The organism is Gordonia pseudamarae, from assembly GCF_025273675.1.
Classification (GTDB): Bacteria; Actinomycetota; Actinomycetes; order Mycobacteriales; family Mycobacteriaceae; genus Gordonia; species Gordonia pseudamarae.
Genome location: NZ_CP045809.1, coordinates 705828 through 722345, shown reverse-complemented (window position 1 = coordinate 722345; position 16518 = coordinate 705828). Strand labels below are relative to the sequence as shown.

Genomic DNA, 16518 nt, shown 5'->3' with positions numbered 1-16518 from the left:
GAACCTGAAGATCGGCAGAACCCCCGGACTCGGCGCCATCGACTGTGGTTCGATACAGATGTCGAACTCCGTGCGGCACGCATATCGGACAAGCACCGGACTTTTCCGCACACAGGATCACGGCCAGTTCGCGGTAGCGCACCCACGTCACCGCTCTCTGCACAGTTGCAGATCAACCCTGAATCGAGGAACACCATGGGGAACCGCATCGACGGCGGCGAACTGGTCGCACGCACACTGCGACAGTTCGGCGTCGAGTACGCCTTCGGCCTGCACGGCGGACACCTGAACTCACTGCTCATGGGATTTCGCCGCAATGACATCACAGTCATCGATACGCGACACGAGGCCGTCGCGGTCAACGCCGCCGACGGATACTCCCGGGCGTCAGGTGAACTGGGCGTCGCATTCGCGACCGCGTCAGCGGGCTTCACCAACAGCCTGGCCGGCGTGGGAGTAGCTTTCGCCGACCGAATCCCGCTACTGGTCCTCACCAGCTCACCGCCGTTACGCGACGCCGAGATGAACGAGGCGCAAGGAATTCTCGCTCAGGCCGCCATCGCCGCACCGATGACCAAGTGGTCGCACCAGGTGACCACCGTCGAGGAGATCCCCCGCCTGGTCGGACTCGCCATCCGCAAGGCGTTCAGCGACGGCGGGGGTCCGGTACTGCTCGACTTCCCCATCGACGTCCTGTTCACCTCAATCGATGAGGACACCGTCGTCACCGGTGGCGGCAACCGCCTGGCGTACCCACCCGCACCGTCACCGGCCGCGTTGCACGATGCGCTCGACCTGCTTCACGCCGCCGAGCGACCTGCCATCATCGCGGGTCAGGGCGCCCTGCACACCGACGGGAAGCTTGCCCGATTTGCTGAAACCAGTGGGATACCCGTATTTTCCGAGATGGGAGCACACGGGGTACTGCCCAGCGATCACCCTCGCTACGGGTTCGGCGCGCTGGCCCTGGGCATCGCCCCGTACACCGAGTTGGGCGCACCTGATGTGGTGCTGTTGATCGGTGCGCGTACGGGGGTGTATACCGATGCCCGCAAGGGCCGCATCATCCCCGCCGCCGCCAAACTGATCCACGTCGACCCCGATTCCGGCGAGATCGGCCGCATCCTCCCCACCGAAGTGGGTATCACCGCCGACGTCAACGAAACGCTCTCGGCATTCCTTGCCGATGGCCGGCCGTGGGAGCCGCGGACCGCGTGGACCGAGGGTGTTGTGCAACTCATCCGGTATCCACGCCCCTACGCGGACAACCCGGTCGACCTCGACGGGCGAATCCACCCGTACCACGCGATGCGAGAACTACTGCGCCTCCTACCCGAGCGATCGCACCTGATTGCCGACGGCAGCGACACGACGCACTGGCTCGATGAGGTCATGCACGACGGGACTCTCGCCAGCGGCCTCGGCTACGGCGGGTATCTCGTGCACATGGGAATCGGCTTCGGACTGGCCATCGGCCGACGCGTCGCCGATCCCGACAGCCGGCCGATCCTGCTGACCGGCGATGGTAGCTTCGGATTCCATTCCGCCGAAGTGGATACGATGGTCCGGCACAAGCTTCCGATCATCACCATCGTGTTCAACAACGCGGTGTGGGGATCGTCGATCTGGGGCCAACAGCTCTACTACGGTGAGGAGGGCGTCATCGCCAGCCGCCTGCTCGACACCGACTACGACCAGGTTGCAACAGGATTCGGCGCCCACGGCGAGCGGGTGAAAACACTCGATGAACTAGCCGGTGCTCTCGAACGCGCCCTGCGGTTCAACGGCCCGTCGGTGATCAACGTCAATGTCGCCAACGTCGTCGACTCGTTTGCCGCGCAGGTACTGGACTGGACCGACGATCCCGACACGACGGTCGTGCCTTACTACACGAACATTCCGAAGCGGAAGTAGCAGCCGCACGAACCGAATCGGGCCCCGGCACCTAATCGGTGCCGGGGCCCGTCCGAGTTCGCGGCGCTCCGTCGCGGATACGCCACCGAGTCAGGCCATCACGGCCTGGTTCGAGCTGCCGAAGTAGGCCTGCCGCAACTCTTCCGAGTCGGCGGTCAGTGTCTCGGCCTCCCCGCGCAGGGTCACCTCGCCGTGCACCAGGACCACCGCCTCATCGGCCACCTCCAGCGCCAGCGCCACGTGCTGTTCGACGAGGATGACCGCGGTGCCGGTCGAGTCCGCGATGTTGCGCACGATGGGCAGCAGATCTTCGACGATCACCGGCGCCAGGCCCATGCTCATCTCGTCGATCAGCAGCACGACCGGCTTCTGCACGAGAGCGCGGGCCACCGCGAGCATCTGCTGCTCACCGCCGGAGAGGGCTCCCGCCTTGACTTTCCAGCGTTTGGTCAGCGCCGGGAACAGGTCGGGGATCTCGTCGGCGGTGACGCCGCCCTTGCGCTGGGACAGGGTCAGTGTTTCGGCCACCGTCAGGCCGCCGAACAAGGCCCGGTTGTCGGGCACCAGAACCAGTCCCGCCGAGTTGGCTTTGCCGGGGTTGCCGTTGGGCAGCTCCTGCCCGTTCACCGACACCGACCCACCGAGCCGGGGCAGCAGACCGGCCAGCGTCAGCATGACCGTGCTCTTGCCCGCTCCGTTGGGGCCGAGCAGCGCGAGCACTTTTCCGCTCTCGACGTCCAGGTCGAGACCACGGACGACCGGAACCTTGCCGTGGCCGGCGACAAGTTGATTGACCTGCAAACTCATATCAGAACCCTTCCACCAGTGACGCCATTGTCAGGGGTGTCGACCTCGGCCGCACCGGATGCATCAGATTCCCCTTTGCTGCGCTCGTCCCGGTCGTCGACGGGTGACTGTTGCGTCGCGCCGGAATGCGAGGACCCGAGGTAGGCCTCCATCACGGCGCTGTTGCCGAGGATGTCCGCAGGGGTACCGCTGGCGAGGAGTTTACCGAAGTCCAGAACGTGGATCTGGTCGCAGATGCTCATCACCAGCCCCATGTCGTGCTCCACCAGCAAGATGGTGACGCCGGTGTCCCGGAGCGCTCTGAGACGTTCGCCGAGCCACAGGCTTTCTCCGGTGTCCAGGCCACCGGCAGGTTCGTCGAGTAGTAGCACCTCAGGTTTTCCCGCGAGGGCACGTGCGATGGATACCAGCTGCCGCTGTCCCTGCGAAAGTTCAGACGCCGCAGTGTACTTCACGTCGTCGAGCCCGAGTTTCGCGAAGATCTCGTCGAGTTCCGCATCCCCGGCGTGGTGGCCACCGGCCCGGGCCGACAAGCCCACCGAAACGTTCTCGGCGACACTGAGATCCTCGTACAGTTCGATCGCCTGGAACGTCCGGCCCAGACCCGCCCGGATACGCCGGTACGTCTTGCGGCCGGTCAGGGCGGTCTCGCCCAGACCCACGGTGCCGGTACAGGGCGCGAAGCCGCTGATCGCGTCCATCAGGGTGGTTTTCCCCGCGCCGTTGGGGCCGATGAGGCCGACGATCGCACCACGGGGCAGGTCGAATCCAACGCCGTCGACGGCGACGACGCCGCCGTAGCGGACGGTAACATCGGTCAACGACATTGCGGGGGAACAGCTCTCTCCGGAAATACCGACAGTCGGCTCCTGGCCCCACGTCGCCGCTTCGGCATCGGCAGCCGATCCGGGCTTACCCTCCGTCGATGCGTCGACCTCGACGCTCGGGTGGCCGACAACTCCCTCGAGCGCACCGTCCTTTGCCGCGTCCGTCTCAACCTCTGGGTAATCGGCGATCAGTTCGGCGACGGGCTTGCCAAGATCGAGTCTGCGACCCAGCGCGAGCACCGGACCGGCCAGCCCTTCGGGGTTGAACAGCACCACGATGATCAGCGCGAGACCGATAAGCACCTGGTAGAGGTCGCCACCGCCGACAGCATCGAGGCCGTAGACGAAAACACCTCCGGCAGCCAGGATTCCACCGATCACACCGCCGGTCACCGAGGTGACGCCGGCCAGGTAGACAGTGGCGAACAGCAACACGCCGAGCAACACCGCGAACGGCTGGAATGAGACATTGGTCTGCTGGTAGGCCAGTAGGGTGCCGCCGAGACCGGCGATGAACGCACCAATCCCGAACGCCGCGAGTTTGGTGGCCGTCACGTTCACGCCCGAGGCCGCGGCCGAGCGTTCGTTGGCACGCACCGCCAGCATCCGCGTACCGAGTCGGCTGCGCCGCAGGTACACCACACCGACCGCCACGGCCACCGCCACGACCAGGCAGAACAGCCCGAACGCGGCCCGCGGATAGGCGCCGCCGGTGCCGATGCCCAGGTCCAGGCCGAAGATCGACGGGGCCGGTACATCGACGCCGGACGAGTCGACGAAGTCGGTGTTGCGGAACCAGAACGCCTCCAGGGTGTACGCCATCGTCAGCGTCACGACCGCGACCGTGAGACCGCGGATCCGCAAGGCGGGCAGGCCGATCACCAGACCGATCACCGCGGCCAAGGCAGCCGCGAGCAGCGGCGCGATCGGGAACGGGACGTTCCAGCTCGTGGTGATCGGACCCACCAGGAACGCCGCGACACCGGCGATGGAGAGCTGTGCCAGCGACACCTGGCCCGCGTAGCCGGTGACCACCACCTGCGACAGACCGATCACCGTCATGATGATCGTGGTGATCACCGCAGAGCGCCAATCACCGGCCGCGACAAGCAAAGCCACCACACCGGCGACCGCGACCACGGGCACCCAGAGCTTCAGGTGCCGCGGATAGGGGGCATTGCCTAGTTCGGAGACGATCACCGCACCCCGCGAATGCAGCGGTTTGGCCCACAACACCAGCACCACCAGCACCACGATCAGCGGCACCAGCTCGACCAGCCCGGTCGAGGGCAGCCAGTCGTACACGCGCGGCAGGTAGGTGGCCTCCGACTGCAACATCCCGATCACCAGACCCGCGGCGACCGCCGCCAGGATCGAGGAGAACCGGCCGATGATCGCCGCGGCCAGCGCGGGCACGATGAACAGCGTGTAGGCGTTGGGCGTGAGCGGCACGATCGGCGAGATCAGGATGCCGGCCAGGCCCGCGACGGCGGCGCCGATCATCCAGTTGGCGGCGGCGATCCTGTCCGGGGACAGTCCGCTGACGTAGGCTCCCTCCTCGCTCTCCGACGCCGCGCGGGTGGCCAGCCCGAACCGGGTGAACCGGTACGCGGCGGCCAACACCAACGCGAGCGCCACTATCGTCGCCGCGAACAGGATGCGGTCCTGAGGCACTCTGATGTCGCCGAACTCAAGGATGTCGACAGGGAAGATCGCGTCCACCGCCGGCCCCTGGGTACCGAGCTGGGCGGTGGTGAGGGCGGCGAAGATGATCATCACACCGATCGACGCCACGGTCCGGGCCACCGGCGGCGCCTTGCGGAGCGGCCGGAAGACCAGCAGGTACAGCACCAGCCCGAGCGCAGCACACAGCGCCATCGAGATGATCGCGGCAGCGAAGAATCCCGGATCACCGCCCACGTCGATGCTCTCCGGAAAGCCGGGAACAACGATCAGCAGTTCACCTTGACGCAGGTAGGCGTAGGTATAGGCGCCGAACAACGCCAGCGATCCGGTGGCGAAGTTCATCACCCCGGAGCTGCGGTAGATCACCACCAGCGCCAGAGCCAAGGCGGCGAACACGCCACCCGACCCGAGCCCGAGCAGCAGGAACTGAAGATGCTCGGTCACCGGCCGACTCCCGGTCGCGAGATGGTGGACAGTGACGACGAGGATCGCGACGATCCCGCGGGGCCGACGAACATGGCGCCTCCAATACGAGTACCCCCGACGAACCACCGAAAGGGGGATGACGGCCGTGCGAGAGACTGTGCTCGCACGGCCACGATATGGCTGTGAGTTGCTCCGACCCGGCCGGGGCATGTGAATGCAGTCACAGGCGATAGTAGGCACTATCGCCTGTGGCGTCAATGCCGCCCGGCGACTGCTCCCGGGTCACCGATCCGCTGACCGCTCACCGATCGATCAGGGCGCCCACCGGATCACGCAGCACCCGGGCCACCTCGGTCAGCACCGCCGAACCGAGCTCGCCGTCGACCAGACGGTGATCGAACGACAGCGCCAACTGAGCGACCCGACGGACCTCGACACGGCCGTCGACGACCCACGGCGTGGGCCGGATCGCGCCGAAGGCGAGGATGACCGCCTCTCCGGGGTTGAGGATCGGCGTACCCGCGTCCACACCGAGCGCCCCGATGTTCGTGACCGTGGCGGTCCCCCCACTCATGTCCGCCGGACGCAGCACTCCGTCGCGCGCCGTCGCCACCAGCCGGTCGACGGCATCGGCGAGATCACGCAGACCCATCGAGTCGGCACCCTTAATGTTGGGTACCACCAGACCACGGGCAGATGCGACGGCGATCCCGAGGTTGACCGACCCGAACCGGACAATCTCCCCGGCCCGCTCGTCCCAACGCGAATTGGCGTCGGGGAACCGTTCCAGCGCCGTGACCAGAGCCTTGGCCACGAACAGCATCGGGTTGATCCGGATACCCGCCCACCTCGGATCCGCCCGCAGCGACGCGACGAGCTCGGTGGTCGCGGTGACGTCGACGGCGAGCCACTCGGTGACATGCGGCGCGGTGAACGCCGATTGAGTCATCGCCTGCGCGGTTGTCCGCCGCACCCCACGGATAGGCACCCGGGTGTCCGCGACCAACGGCACCTGATCGCGTGCCGCCCCGGCATTCCTCGACGGATGCGCGGGTAGTTCGCTGCGCGGCCGCAGGTGCCGGGTGCGTTCGACCGGCGCGCTGGGACCGGTGCCCACCAGAGTCTGCACCTTCGGTCCGGGTTCTGCCGGTTCGGGTTCTGCCGGTTCCGATACCGCCGGTTCCGGAGCCGCGGCCGGCGCCCCCTCCGCAGCAGCCCCAGCACTCGTCACCGTTGTCGCACCGGATCCTTCCGCCACGGTGGCCGGTGGGCCGGACCGGGCCGCCGCGGGCCCGCCGACGCGGATGCTGACGATCACCGTCCCCACATCAACGATGTCACCCTCGGCGGCATGTAATGTCTCGACGACCCCGGCAACCGGTGAGGGCAGTTCGACGTACCCGTCTTCCTCCGCTGCCTGGGCCGCCGCCATGGCGGGCGCGACCGACGCACCATAGGTGATCAGCGTGCAGTCGGTACCGTCGCGGCACGCACGCGCGGTATCCGTCCGTCCGTCGGTGACCCGGAAGACGCCGCCGAGCACGCCCACATCCTCACCCACCACCATCACCCGGTCATCGGCCGCCATCGCGGCGGCCAGACCGCTGTTGATCGCTCCGCCGAGCGTCATCGTCGTCATGCCCGCACCTGCGCCGACCCGTTGGCGAGGAACTCCTCGTCGGCCAGATACCGGGAATACTCCTCGTCGACAAGGGAATGCGATTCGGAGTAGGTGGATCGGAAGACATCGTCGAGCCGTGGATCGGGCAATGCCCGGCAGTCGGTGCGGACCTGCTCGGCGAACACATCGCAATCGCGGTCGAGCTGCGCGAAGAAATCGTCACCGACGCCCTGGCTTTCCAGGAATACCCGCACCCGTTCCAGCGGGTCTCGCGCTTCCCACAGCGCGAGCTCATCGTTGTCGCGGTAGCGTCCCGGATCGTCCGAGGTGCTGTGCCCACCACGCCGGTAGGTCTGCGCCTCGATGAACACCGGACCACCACCCGCCCGGATATGTTCGGCTGCTTCGGTCGTCACCGCATGCACGGCGAGCGCGTCGTTGCCGTCCACCTGATAGGACCGCAGGCCGAATCCGGAGGCCCGCCGGTGCAGTGGCGTCCGCATCTGCAGGCTGGCGGGCGTGGAGATGGCCCACTGGTTGTTCTGGCAGAAGAACAGCACTGGCAACTGTGCCGCGGCCGCCCAGTTCAGTGCCTCGTTGACGTCGCCCTGACTCGCTGCTCCGTCGCCGAAGTACACGGCCACCACCTCATCGGTACCCTCCATCACCGCGCCGGTCGCGTAGCCGACCGCGTGCAGCGTCTGGGTTCCCAGGACGAGTGAATTGATGTGCATCCGGCGTGCTTCGCCGGATTCCCAACCCGCATGGGCGCATCCGCCACTACGTCAGGATCTGTGCCGGGGCCAGGTCCCGGCACAGTGCCACCGCGTGTTCGCGATAGCTCGGAAAGATCATGTCGCTGCCGCGCAGCGCATGTACCGAACCGACCTGCGCGGCCTCCTGGCCCCAGCTCATCAGCCACAGGTTCAGCTCACCCTGGCGGGCCAGCGCCAGCGACTCGGTGTCCAGGCGCCGGGCACGCACCATGTCGCGGTACAGGCTGCGCGCCAACCAGATATCGATACCGTTGCGCTGCGCCGTCAGCGTGGGCTCTCCGACGGGGGTGAGGTATTGGATCGGCGGTTCGGACTCGGCAGCCGATACCTGAGATCCACCGGGTTCCGGCAGGAAGAAGGGTCGTTCGACCAGCAGCGCTCATGGCGGCTCCTCGTGTCGCGACCGGGTCGGGGATCGCCCGCCACAGTCTCGTTTCCTAGGATGCCCGGGGCGTGCGCCGTTCAGATTGGGAGCGGCGCCCCCGGGATTCCGAGAATATCTCGGGTTTGGGTGGTTGTGCTTGGTACGCAACCCATCTTGTGGATCAGCTCGACCGCGCGGTCAACCAGTTCGACATTTGTCGGTTGGCCGTCTCCGGCATAATCTTCGAGGCCGACACGGATGTGCCCGCCTCGTTCGATGGCCATCGCGGCCAGGCCGCTGTCGACGATGTCACCGCCGAGCAGCGCCACCGACCACGGCAGCCCGGACGGTTCGAGAAGCTCCAGATAAGCTTCCAGTCCCGCCCGCGTCGGCGGCAGTCCGAATTCGAGCACACCACCGAAGTACAGCTTGACGAAGGCTCCCAGCGGGAGCAACCCCGCGCGGTGCCAGGCCAGCGTGGTGCGCAGGTATCCCGGTTCGAAGATCGAGATACTGGGAGCGGCACCGAGTTTGGCCGTCTCGGCGAACATGTACGCGGTATCGTCAAGGGTGTTCTGGTAGCAGCCGCGCGCACCGATCGGCGGAACCGGACCACCGGCGACCAGTCCCAGGTTCACCGAACCCGGGTCAACGAGGGTCATCCCACCGAGTCCGCGTCTGGCGAGCTCGGCGATATGCGCCCAACGATCCTCGATCGCGATGTCCCGCGCGCCGGCAGCCAGTGTCGGGTACAGGAGCACATCCGGGTGGATCCGCAGGATACGTTCCCACGCAACGATGTACGGCTGCACCGAATGGATACCTGTGTCGGTGAACATCGGTTCGTCGTTGTGGTTGTGCGCGATCGAAGCACCGTGTTCGGCGCACGCGATCACGTCCGCGGCGATCTCCTCGGGCATCCGGGGCACGTGCCGATTCACCGAACGCGGCGTCGAACCGTTGACGGCGACCTCGATGATCACCGAATCGCCCGCCGGTGAGGTCGAATCCTTGGCGACGCCACGTGTGGACACCATCTGTGTACCCTTCCCGGTCACCCGCCCGACGGGCGAATGGTGCCGCGAGTGTTGTTTCCCAAGTGCGGAGTCAGCTCCGCTCGACAGGTGATCGGAGTCGGCGGGTGCGTCACGGACGGTCCAAGGCCGTGACGCACCCGCACTCGCAACGGGCGATCTCAGCCCTGGGGCATGGCGAACAGTTCGGACATCGTCACCGATTCCAGATCACCGATGTTGCCGTCCTTGTCGGCGGTGCCGATAACAGCATTACCGCTGCACGAGTTGGGCACCACAGCAACGGGTTTCGAGCCACACTGAAAGGTACCGCCCGCACCGAGCGGGACGTCGACCGCCTCAGGCATCTTGTTCAGCCCCGCCGCGACGCTCTCCCGCGTCAGGTCGCCCTCCATCCCGGAGAGTGCGCGGTGGAATCCGAGCACCGAGCTGAATCCGAGCGTGCCGTCCTGGCCGTCCTTCACGCCGTACTTGTCGAGAACGGCGTTGAACACCTTGGTGTCCTGCGCCTCGGGATCGAGGGACGCGGTCACGCCGACCTTCACGCCTTCATAGCCGCCGGGGATCTGGTCGGCGACCTTCTTGTCGATGCACTGGTCGATCGTGGTGACCTGTTCCCTGACCCCGAGGGTGCGGATGGCCTTGAACGCCGACACGCAGAAGTCTCCGGCGCCGAGGATGTGGATGACCTCGGCCTTCTTGTTGAGCGCGGTCTGTACCGCCGAGGTCATGTCCGGGGTACCGATCGGCACCGGAATGATCTCCGCCTTCGCTCCGGCATTCCCGAACACCAGCGGCGCGAGCATGTTGATCTGCCCGGTGGCGATCGGTGCGTCGATGGTGATAATCGCCGCGCTCTTAGCGCCCTTCTCCTTGGCCAGGTACGCGGGCACACCCACCACGGTCGCACCGTTCAGCAGCACATGAGTGTTGGGCATCGTCGCCGTCTTGGTACCCGATGCGGCCGACGAGAAGAACGACAGTCCCGCGGGCGATGTCACCGAAACGACGGCGTCAGGGTTGGCAGGAGTGGCGGTGAGTACCGCGACAATGTCCTTGTCGGCGACGGCCTTGTTGGCGCATTCGCGGGCCGGGCCGACCTGGCCGGCGTCCTCACACACCTGAATCTCGATGGGGTGGCCGTTAATGCCGCCGAGGTAGTCGTTGATGTACGACGCGGTGGCCTTGGCGACCCCGATCTCCTGGGTGTGGTTGACGAGTTGGCTGCCCGGGGCCTCATACATCACCTTGACCGGGGTGCCGGTCGCCTTATTGGCGGTACCGAGAACGGAGGTGTCCGCGGCGGTGTCACCCGAATCGTCGTCACTGCCCGAACAACCTGCCACGATCAGGGACATAGCGGCGGGAAGCGCCAGCCACGCCTTACGACGGCGTTGTGAAATCACGTGAGGTCTCCTTGATATGCAAGCTTGATTCCGCGTAGAACGAACGAGTCCTTGGCGGACGTCGACGAAGATCCGGTTCGAGCCAAGCCAGTGCCGGCGCACCTATGCGTGGGGTCAGGAGTACCTTACAGGTCAGGCTTCCGTCGTTGACAAGAATTTTCACTCGTGATCTACTCGACTGGCCAAGAGTTACACACATCACAGTCCTGGTCAACTGCACCATCGAACAACACGTCACAGAATGGCGACAGCCCGGATCGGCAACGAGTTACGCCCACATCCAGGTGGATCCCTTCTGCGTGGATCCCTTCTGCGTGGATCCCTTCTGCGTGGATCCCTTCTGCGTGGATCCCTTCTGCGTGGATCCCTTTGTGTTTTCAACGAACATGTCGTGAACAAATGGCTCTGACCAGCCGCAAGATACACGAACAGGAACGAGGCTTTCGATGCCAGAAGCACCGGAGCGAACCGGAGCACTACGGGGCAAGGTCGCCTTCATCACCGGCGCCGCCCGCGGACAGGGCCGCTCGCACGCGGTCCGGCTCGCCGAGGAGGGTGCCGACATCATCGCCGTCGACGTCTGCGACTCCGTCGAGACCGTCGACTACCCGCCGGCCACCGCCAATGACCTGGCACAGACCGCTGAACTGGTGACGCAGGCCGGCGGGAGAATCGTCACCGCCACAGTCGATGTCCGCGACTTCGGCGCCCTGTCCGCCGCCGTCGCGCGCGGTGTCGATGAGCTCGGTCGCCTCGACATCGTCTGCGCCAACGCCGGCATCCTCACCATGGGTATGTCGCACGAGCTCAGCGAGGAACAGTGGCGCACTATCGTCGACATCAACCTGACCGGGGCATGGCACACCTCCAAGGTTGCCACCCCGTACCTGATCAGGCAGGGCGAGGGCGGCTCGATCATCTTCACCAGTTCCACCATGGGCCTCAAGGGCGGCCCGTTCGCCTCCGCCTACGCGACCACCAAGCATGGAATCGTCGGCCTGGCAAAGTCTTTGGCCATGGAGCTGGCGCAATTCCGGATCCGGTCAAATGTCCTGCACCCCACGACGGTGCGCTCGCCGATGATCGACAACCCGATCACTCTCAAGAGTTTCCGCCCCGACCTGGACGCGCCCACCTCCGACGACGCCACACCGATCCTGCGGATGCTCAACCTCATCAACGAGCCGTGGATCGAGTCCTCAGCGGTGTCCGAGGCCGTGGTGTACCTGTCTTCGAAGGCCGGCGAGAGCATCACCGGCATCAGCCTGCCGATCGACCTCGGCGCCGCCGCCAAGTAGGGAGAGACCACCCGTGCCCATCAGTCCCGCACCCCTCGATATCCTCCCCGACCCGCGACCCATCATCGACAACACCCGCCCGGACACCACCGGCGGCACGTTCAGCCACGTGTACGCCGCAACCGGACAGCGCACCATCGACGTTCCCCTCACCGGGCCCGCCGATGTCGACCGCGCTATCACCAGCGCCCGTACGGCGCACCGCGACTGGAAGCACATCGCGCCGCCCGAACGGCGGAATTTGTTGAACGCCCTGGCGAATTCTCTCGAAGCGCACTTCGATGAGATGGTTTCTATTCAGGTGACCGAGAACAGTATCCCGTGGACCATCGCGAGCGGCCATGTGCTACAGGTCATCGAGATGCTGCGCTATGCCGCCGGCTGGCCCGACAAGATCACCGGCGACGTCAACGCCGCCTGGCCCGGTCCCGCACTCGACTACTCGGTACTCGAACCGTACGGTGTGGTGGGCATAATCGTGCCGTGGAACAGCGCTCTGTTCTGCCTCGGTTCGGTTCTCGGTGCCGCGCTGGCAGCGGGCAACTGCGTAGTGATCAAACCGCCGGAGTTCACCCCGTTTACCACGCTGCGCCTGATCGAGCTGGCTATCGACGTGGGATTCCCACCGGGCGTGCTGAATGCGGTGCCCGGCGACGGCGCTGTCGGCGCCGCCCTGGTGGGGCACACCGGTATCGACAAGATCCACTTCACTGGCAGCGGGGCGACCGCAACACGAATCCTGCAGTCCGCCGCCGTCAACCTCACCCCGGTGGCCACCGAACTCGGCGGCAAATCCCCCAACATCATCTTCGATGACGCCGACCTCGACTCCGCATCGTTCATGGCCCTGGCGTTCTGCATGCAGGTATCCGGACAGGGCTGCATCAACGGCACCCGAATCCTGGTACAGGACAACGTTCACGATGAAGTCGTCGCCCGGCTGGAGCAGAACGCCGTAATGTTCGCACCCGGTGATCCGCGACTGCCCGAGACCATGTTCGGCCCGGTCATCAACCAGGCCGCGATCGACCGCATCACCGGATTCATCGAGCGGGCCAAGGCCGCCTCGGCGGGAACCCTGGTGACCGGAGGCTCCCGCGCCACCGGCGAATTCGGTGACGGTTTCTACCTACAGCCGACCATTTTCGCCGATGTGGATCCGGCCTCGGAGATCGCACGCACCGAGATCTTCGGTCCGGTGATGTCGGTCATCAAGTTCACCGACGAGGCCGACGCGCTCGCCAAGGCCAACGACACAGACTTCGGACTGGCGTCCTATATCCAGACCACCGACCTCGGCCGGGCGCACCGAATGGCCGCCGAGCTCGATGCGGGCATGGTGTGGATCAACGGGCTCGGCTTCCCGCCGTCCATCCCGTTCGGAGGGGTCAAGCAGAGCGGTACCGGACGGTCCGGCGGACTCGCCGGCATCCACGAGTTCAGCCGGACCAAGAACATATGGATATCGCTGTGACACGGGAAAATCCATCACCAGAACCACAGATGCGAGGAGAACGATGAAATCACTGATCGCCGAGGGTAGCGAGCTCGCCCTGCAGGAAGTGCCCGACGCCACCATCGAGAAGCCCACTGACGCGGTCGTCCGCATGATCCTGGCATCGGTGTGTGGCAGTGATCACCACCTGCTGGAATACAATATTCCCATGGCCTACCCGATCGGCCACGAGGCTATCGGTGAAGTCGTCGAGATCGGTTCGGATATCAGCGGACTAGCCGTCGGGGACCGTGTTCTGCTGGCCGGCGATGTGGGCTGCGGCCGCTGCCAGCCGTGCCGGTCCGGCGCCATCAAGCGTTGCAAGAACGGTGAATTCGGCATCTACGGCTCGCCCGGACCGTTGGGCGGATGCCAGTCGGAACTGATCCGTGTACCGTTCGCCGACTTCAACGCGCTCAAGATCCCCGAGGGCATCACCGACGAACAGGCCCTCACGATCACTGACTGCCTGCCCACCGCGTACACCGCAGTGGCACGCTCGAACATCCGCCCCGGTGGCACGGCCGCGGTGATCGGCATCGGCCCGATCGGCCTGATCGCCGTGGAGGTGGCCTTCGCGCTGGGCGCGGCCACCGTGTATGCCATCGACCTGCTCGACGACCGGCTGGAGAAAGCCAGGGAGCTCGGTGCGATCGCGCTCAAGCCGGAAGAAGCACTCGAGAAGATCAAGGCCGACACCGACGGCGACCTGATCGACTCGGTCATCGAGGCCGTGGGCGCCAAGGCCACCGTCGACCTGGGTTTCCAATTGACCGGCGCCAACCGGACTTTCAGCATCCTCGGCGCCGTCCACGGCGTAGATGTCACACTGCCGTTCGAGTCGGTACTGCGCGGCATCACCGTCACCTGCGATCAGACCACCGAGATCCCACTGTACTGGACGGAGATAATCCCGCTGGTCCAGGCGGGCCGCCTGCACCCGGAGATCGTGTTCACCGACCGCTTCAAGCTCGACGACGTCACGGCGGCGTATGAGAAGGCGCGTTCGCGCGAGCCCGGGACCATCAAGGTGCTGATCGAACCATGACCATCGCCGAAGAGTTCGATCGGCTCGGCGTGCTCGCCGCGACGATGGGTACCGACGCCCGGATCTTCCACACCGGTTTCGTGGTGCCCGATCTCGACGCCACCATCGCGGATATGAAGGACACCTTGGGCGTGGTGTTCATGGAACCACTCGAGATCGCCGGGGTGACACTGCATTCCCTGGACGGTACGCGGGAGGACGACATCACCGTACGGTTCGCCTACTCCACCCGCCCCTGCCACATCGAGCTCATCGAACGGGTGGCATCGAAGGCGACGTTCTGGAGCTACGATTCCAGGCTGCGCGGACATCACATCGGCGTGTTCACCGACGACGTGGCAGCTGAGGCGGGGCACCTGGACAGCCGCGGCTGGGAGAAGGTGTGGTGGGGCACCGCACCCGACGGCACCATGGTGTTCAGCCTGCACGAAACGCCGTACGGTTTCGCGGTGGAGCTGGTCAGCAGTGCCGGTAAAGAGATATTCGCACAACTCTTTTCACAGGCGGACCCGGACATTCCCGGGAAGTGACACCCGTGTCCGCTACTCGCCGGGAAAGTAGGAGTCCAGCCTGGCCGTGGTACCGCAGCTGAGAATCGATGCGTCACCGGTGTCACTCAGGTTGCGCCGTGCGTGCGGGCGGCCGGCATCGAAGCGGATAAAGTCGCCTGGTCCGAGCTGGTGCACCTCGTGGTCGATCCGGTACTCCACGGCCCCGGTGAGAACGTACTCGTACTGCCGCCCGGCTTCGCCGGCGGACTGTCCACCGCCGAAGCCGGGTGGCAGTGTGAGCAGGATTCCGACGATCCGGCTGTCGAGCGTCGGAACGAGGAGTTGCGCTGTGGCACTGGGCTCTTCACCGGACCTGCGGATCTCCAGGCGACGTCCGTTCATGTCGGCGACGGGTTCCGGTCGTGAGGTACGGAACAGCGCGGCCACGTCGACGGCCAGTGCCCGCGCGATGGCCGACAGGGTCCCGAACGACGGATTCCCGGACCCGTTCTCCAGCCTCGACAGCAGACCGATGCTGACACCACTCGCCGCGGCGAGTTGCACCAGCGTGAGCCGATCTCTCCGGAGTTCACGGACCCGGGTACCGATGTGGCGCACATGCGCAGCACGCAATTCAATGATCGGATCGGATTCGCCGGTCGGTCCCGGCTCGCCGTCGGTGAGATCATTCATTCATCAGCCCACCTACCCGGAACATCTGCACCGTCTTGACCACCGTGTCACCGACCACCGTATTTCGGTGCGGAAAGCCAACCAGGAGAGCGTCACCCGGACCCAGCCGGTAGGTGTGGCCGTCCTTCTCGATGTCCATCGTCCCGTCGATGACGAAGTACAGCACATCGCCGTCGATAGTGCTGTCGGCGTTCCGGATCTCACCAGGCTGCTCCTCGCAGTAGGTGACGCTCATGTCACCGCTCATCGTCGGGAGGATCAGCTCGATGCTGTACGGCGTGGTCTCGGAACTGAACGTGCGCCGCTCGTCCGATCTGACCACGACGGTCCGGTCGGACACCTCGGGTTCGAGAATGTCGGCCATGTCGTAACCAAGGGCGGTGATCACCCGGAGCAGACTCTCCACCGACGGATTGCCCGTGCCGTTCTCGATCCTGCTGATCTGGCCGACACTGACCCCGGAAGCCTCGGCGAAGGCCTCCACACTGAGCATCGCCCGCCGGCTGGTCCGTATCTTCTCGCCGATCACCCGAAGTTGGTCGGCGTCGGCCTCGGGCATCCGCTGTCCGCGAACCACCACATTCCTTCCCAGGTGATCCGGGCCTCTCCCGTCACCGGCATCAGGGTACCCC

14 protein-coding genes are annotated in these 16518 nt (G+C 65.7%); 5 read left to right on the top strand and 9 right to left on the bottom strand.

Annotation, left to right across the window (positions count from 1 at the left end; all coding sequences use genetic code 11):
* The first annotated feature begins 195 nt into the window (after positions 1-195).
* A complete protein-coding gene (locus GII31_RS03105; protein ID WP_213246718.1) occupies positions 196-1914 on the top strand; it encodes a thiamine pyrophosphate-binding protein in 1719 nt (572 codons plus the stop codon).
* Positions 1915-2004: 90 nt separating this feature from the next.
* Here GII31_RS03105 and GII31_RS03100 read toward each other — a convergent pair whose 3' ends face one another.
* The 7 genes from GII31_RS03100 to GII31_RS03065 all read right to left on the bottom strand — a co-directional run bounded on the left by GII31_RS03100 (position 2005) and on the right by GII31_RS03065 (position 10861).
* Positions 2005-2721: an ABC transporter ATP-binding protein gene (locus GII31_RS03100; RefSeq protein WP_213246716.1), complete on the bottom strand. Its 717-nt coding sequence runs from the start codon at positions 2719-2721 to the stop codon at positions 2005-2007.
* A complete protein-coding gene (locus tag GII31_RS03095; protein ID WP_246222080.1) occupies positions 2718-5678 on the bottom strand; it encodes an ABC transporter permease subunit in 2961 nt (986 codons plus the stop codon). Before GII31_RS03095 ends, GII31_RS03100 begins: the two co-directional genes overlap by 4 nt.
* Positions 5679-5961: 283 nt before the next feature.
* A complete protein-coding gene (locus tag GII31_RS03090; protein ID WP_213246714.1) occupies positions 5962-7299 on the bottom strand; it encodes a dihydrolipoamide acetyltransferase family protein in 1338 nt (445 codons plus the stop codon).
* Complete coding sequence (locus GII31_RS03080; protein ID WP_260840283.1) at positions 7296-8015, bottom strand: thiamine pyrophosphate-dependent dehydrogenase E1 component subunit alpha; 720 nt, start codon at positions 8013-8015, stop codon at positions 7296-7298. Before GII31_RS03080 ends, GII31_RS03090 begins: the two co-directional genes overlap by 4 nt.
* A gap of 46 nt (positions 8016-8061) precedes the next feature.
* Entirely contained in the window at positions 8062-8292 is a 231-nt protein-coding gene (locus GII31_RS03075; RefSeq protein WP_260840281.1) for a thiamine pyrophosphate-dependent enzyme, read from the bottom strand.
* A gap of 227 nt (positions 8293-8519) precedes the next feature.
* Positions 8520-9458 (bottom strand): BKACE family enzyme, encoded by a 939-nt coding sequence (locus GII31_RS03070; protein ID WP_213246712.1) that lies wholly within the window; start codon positions 9456-9458, stop codon positions 8520-8522.
* Between the two features lie 158 nt (positions 9459-9616).
* Entirely contained in the window at positions 9617-10861 is a 1245-nt protein-coding gene (locus GII31_RS03065; RefSeq protein WP_260840280.1) for an ABC transporter substrate-binding protein, read from the bottom strand.
* A 446-nt stretch (positions 10862-11307) separates the two neighbouring features.
* Between GII31_RS03065 and GII31_RS03060 the strand changes: the two genes are divergently transcribed.
* Genes GII31_RS03060 through GII31_RS03045 form a run of 4 tightly spaced genes read left to right on the top strand, consistent with a single transcriptional unit; the run spans position 11308 to position 15232 of the window.
* Positions 11308-12159 (top strand): mycofactocin-coupled SDR family oxidoreductase, encoded by an 852-nt coding sequence (locus tag GII31_RS03060; RefSeq protein ID WP_213246702.1) that lies wholly within the window; start codon positions 11308-11310, stop codon positions 12157-12159.
* A 13-nt stretch (positions 12160-12172) separates the two neighbouring features.
* On the top strand, positions 12173-13633 hold the full coding sequence (locus tag GII31_RS03055) for an aldehyde dehydrogenase family protein (protein WP_213246700.1): 1461 nt from the start codon (positions 12173-12175) through the stop codon (positions 13631-13633).
* 43 nt (positions 13634-13676) lie between these two features.
* Positions 13677-14702: an alcohol dehydrogenase catalytic domain-containing protein gene (locus tag GII31_RS03050; RefSeq protein ID WP_213246698.1), complete on the top strand. Its 1026-nt coding sequence runs from the start codon at positions 13677-13679 to the stop codon at positions 14700-14702.
* On the top strand, positions 14699-15232 hold the full coding sequence (locus GII31_RS03045) for a VOC family protein (protein ID WP_213246696.1): 534 nt from the start codon (positions 14699-14701) through the stop codon (positions 15230-15232). Before GII31_RS03050 ends, GII31_RS03045 begins: the two co-directional genes overlap by 4 nt.
* 12 nt (positions 15233-15244) lie before the next feature.
* Here GII31_RS03045 and GII31_RS03040 read toward each other — a convergent pair whose 3' ends face one another.
* Both GII31_RS03040 and GII31_RS03035 read right to left on the bottom strand, forming a co-directional pair.
* Positions 15245-15886, bottom strand: a complete 642-nt coding sequence (locus GII31_RS03040; RefSeq protein WP_213246694.1) for a helix-turn-helix domain-containing protein — start codon at positions 15884-15886, stop codon at positions 15245-15247.
* Positions 15879-16463 (bottom strand): helix-turn-helix domain-containing protein, encoded by a 585-nt coding sequence (locus GII31_RS03035; protein WP_213246692.1) that lies wholly within the window; start codon positions 16461-16463, stop codon positions 15879-15881. Before GII31_RS03035 ends, GII31_RS03040 begins: the two co-directional genes overlap by 8 nt.
* Positions 16464-16518 lie beyond the last annotated feature (55 nt).

What these genes read in the sequence shown, in the direction of transcription:
- GII31_RS03105 (WP_213246718.1), top strand. Translation starts at nt 196, where the DNA reads ATGGGGAACCGCATCGACGGCGGCGAACTGGTCGCACGCACACTGCGA.
- GII31_RS03100 (WP_213246716.1), bottom strand. Translation starts at nt 2,721, where the DNA reads ATGAGTTTGCAGGTCAATCAACTTGTCGCCGGCCACGGCAAGGTTCCG.
- GII31_RS03090 (WP_213246714.1), bottom strand. Translation starts at nt 7,299, where the DNA reads ATGACGACGATGACGCTCGGCGGAGCGATCAACAGCGGTCTGGCCGCC.
- GII31_RS03080 (WP_260840283.1), bottom strand. Translation starts at nt 8,015, where the DNA reads ATGCACATCAATTCACTCGTCCTGGGAACCCAGACGCTGCACGCGGTC.
- GII31_RS03070 (WP_213246712.1), bottom strand. Translation starts at nt 9,458, where the DNA reads ATGGTGTCCACACGTGGCGTCGCCAAGGATTCGACCTCACCGGCGGGC.
- GII31_RS03060 (WP_213246702.1), top strand. Translation starts at nt 11,308, where the DNA reads ATGCCAGAAGCACCGGAGCGAACCGGAGCACTACGGGGCAAGGTCGCC.
- GII31_RS03050 (WP_213246698.1), top strand. Translation starts at nt 13,677, where the DNA reads ATGAAATCACTGATCGCCGAGGGTAGCGAGCTCGCCCTGCAGGAAGTG.
- GII31_RS03045 (WP_213246696.1), top strand. Translation starts at nt 14,699, where the DNA reads ATGACCATCGCCGAAGAGTTCGATCGGCTCGGCGTGCTCGCCGCGACG.
- GII31_RS03040 (WP_213246694.1), bottom strand. Translation starts at nt 15,886, where the DNA reads ATGAATGATCTCACCGACGGCGAGCCGGGACCGACCGGCGAATCCGAT.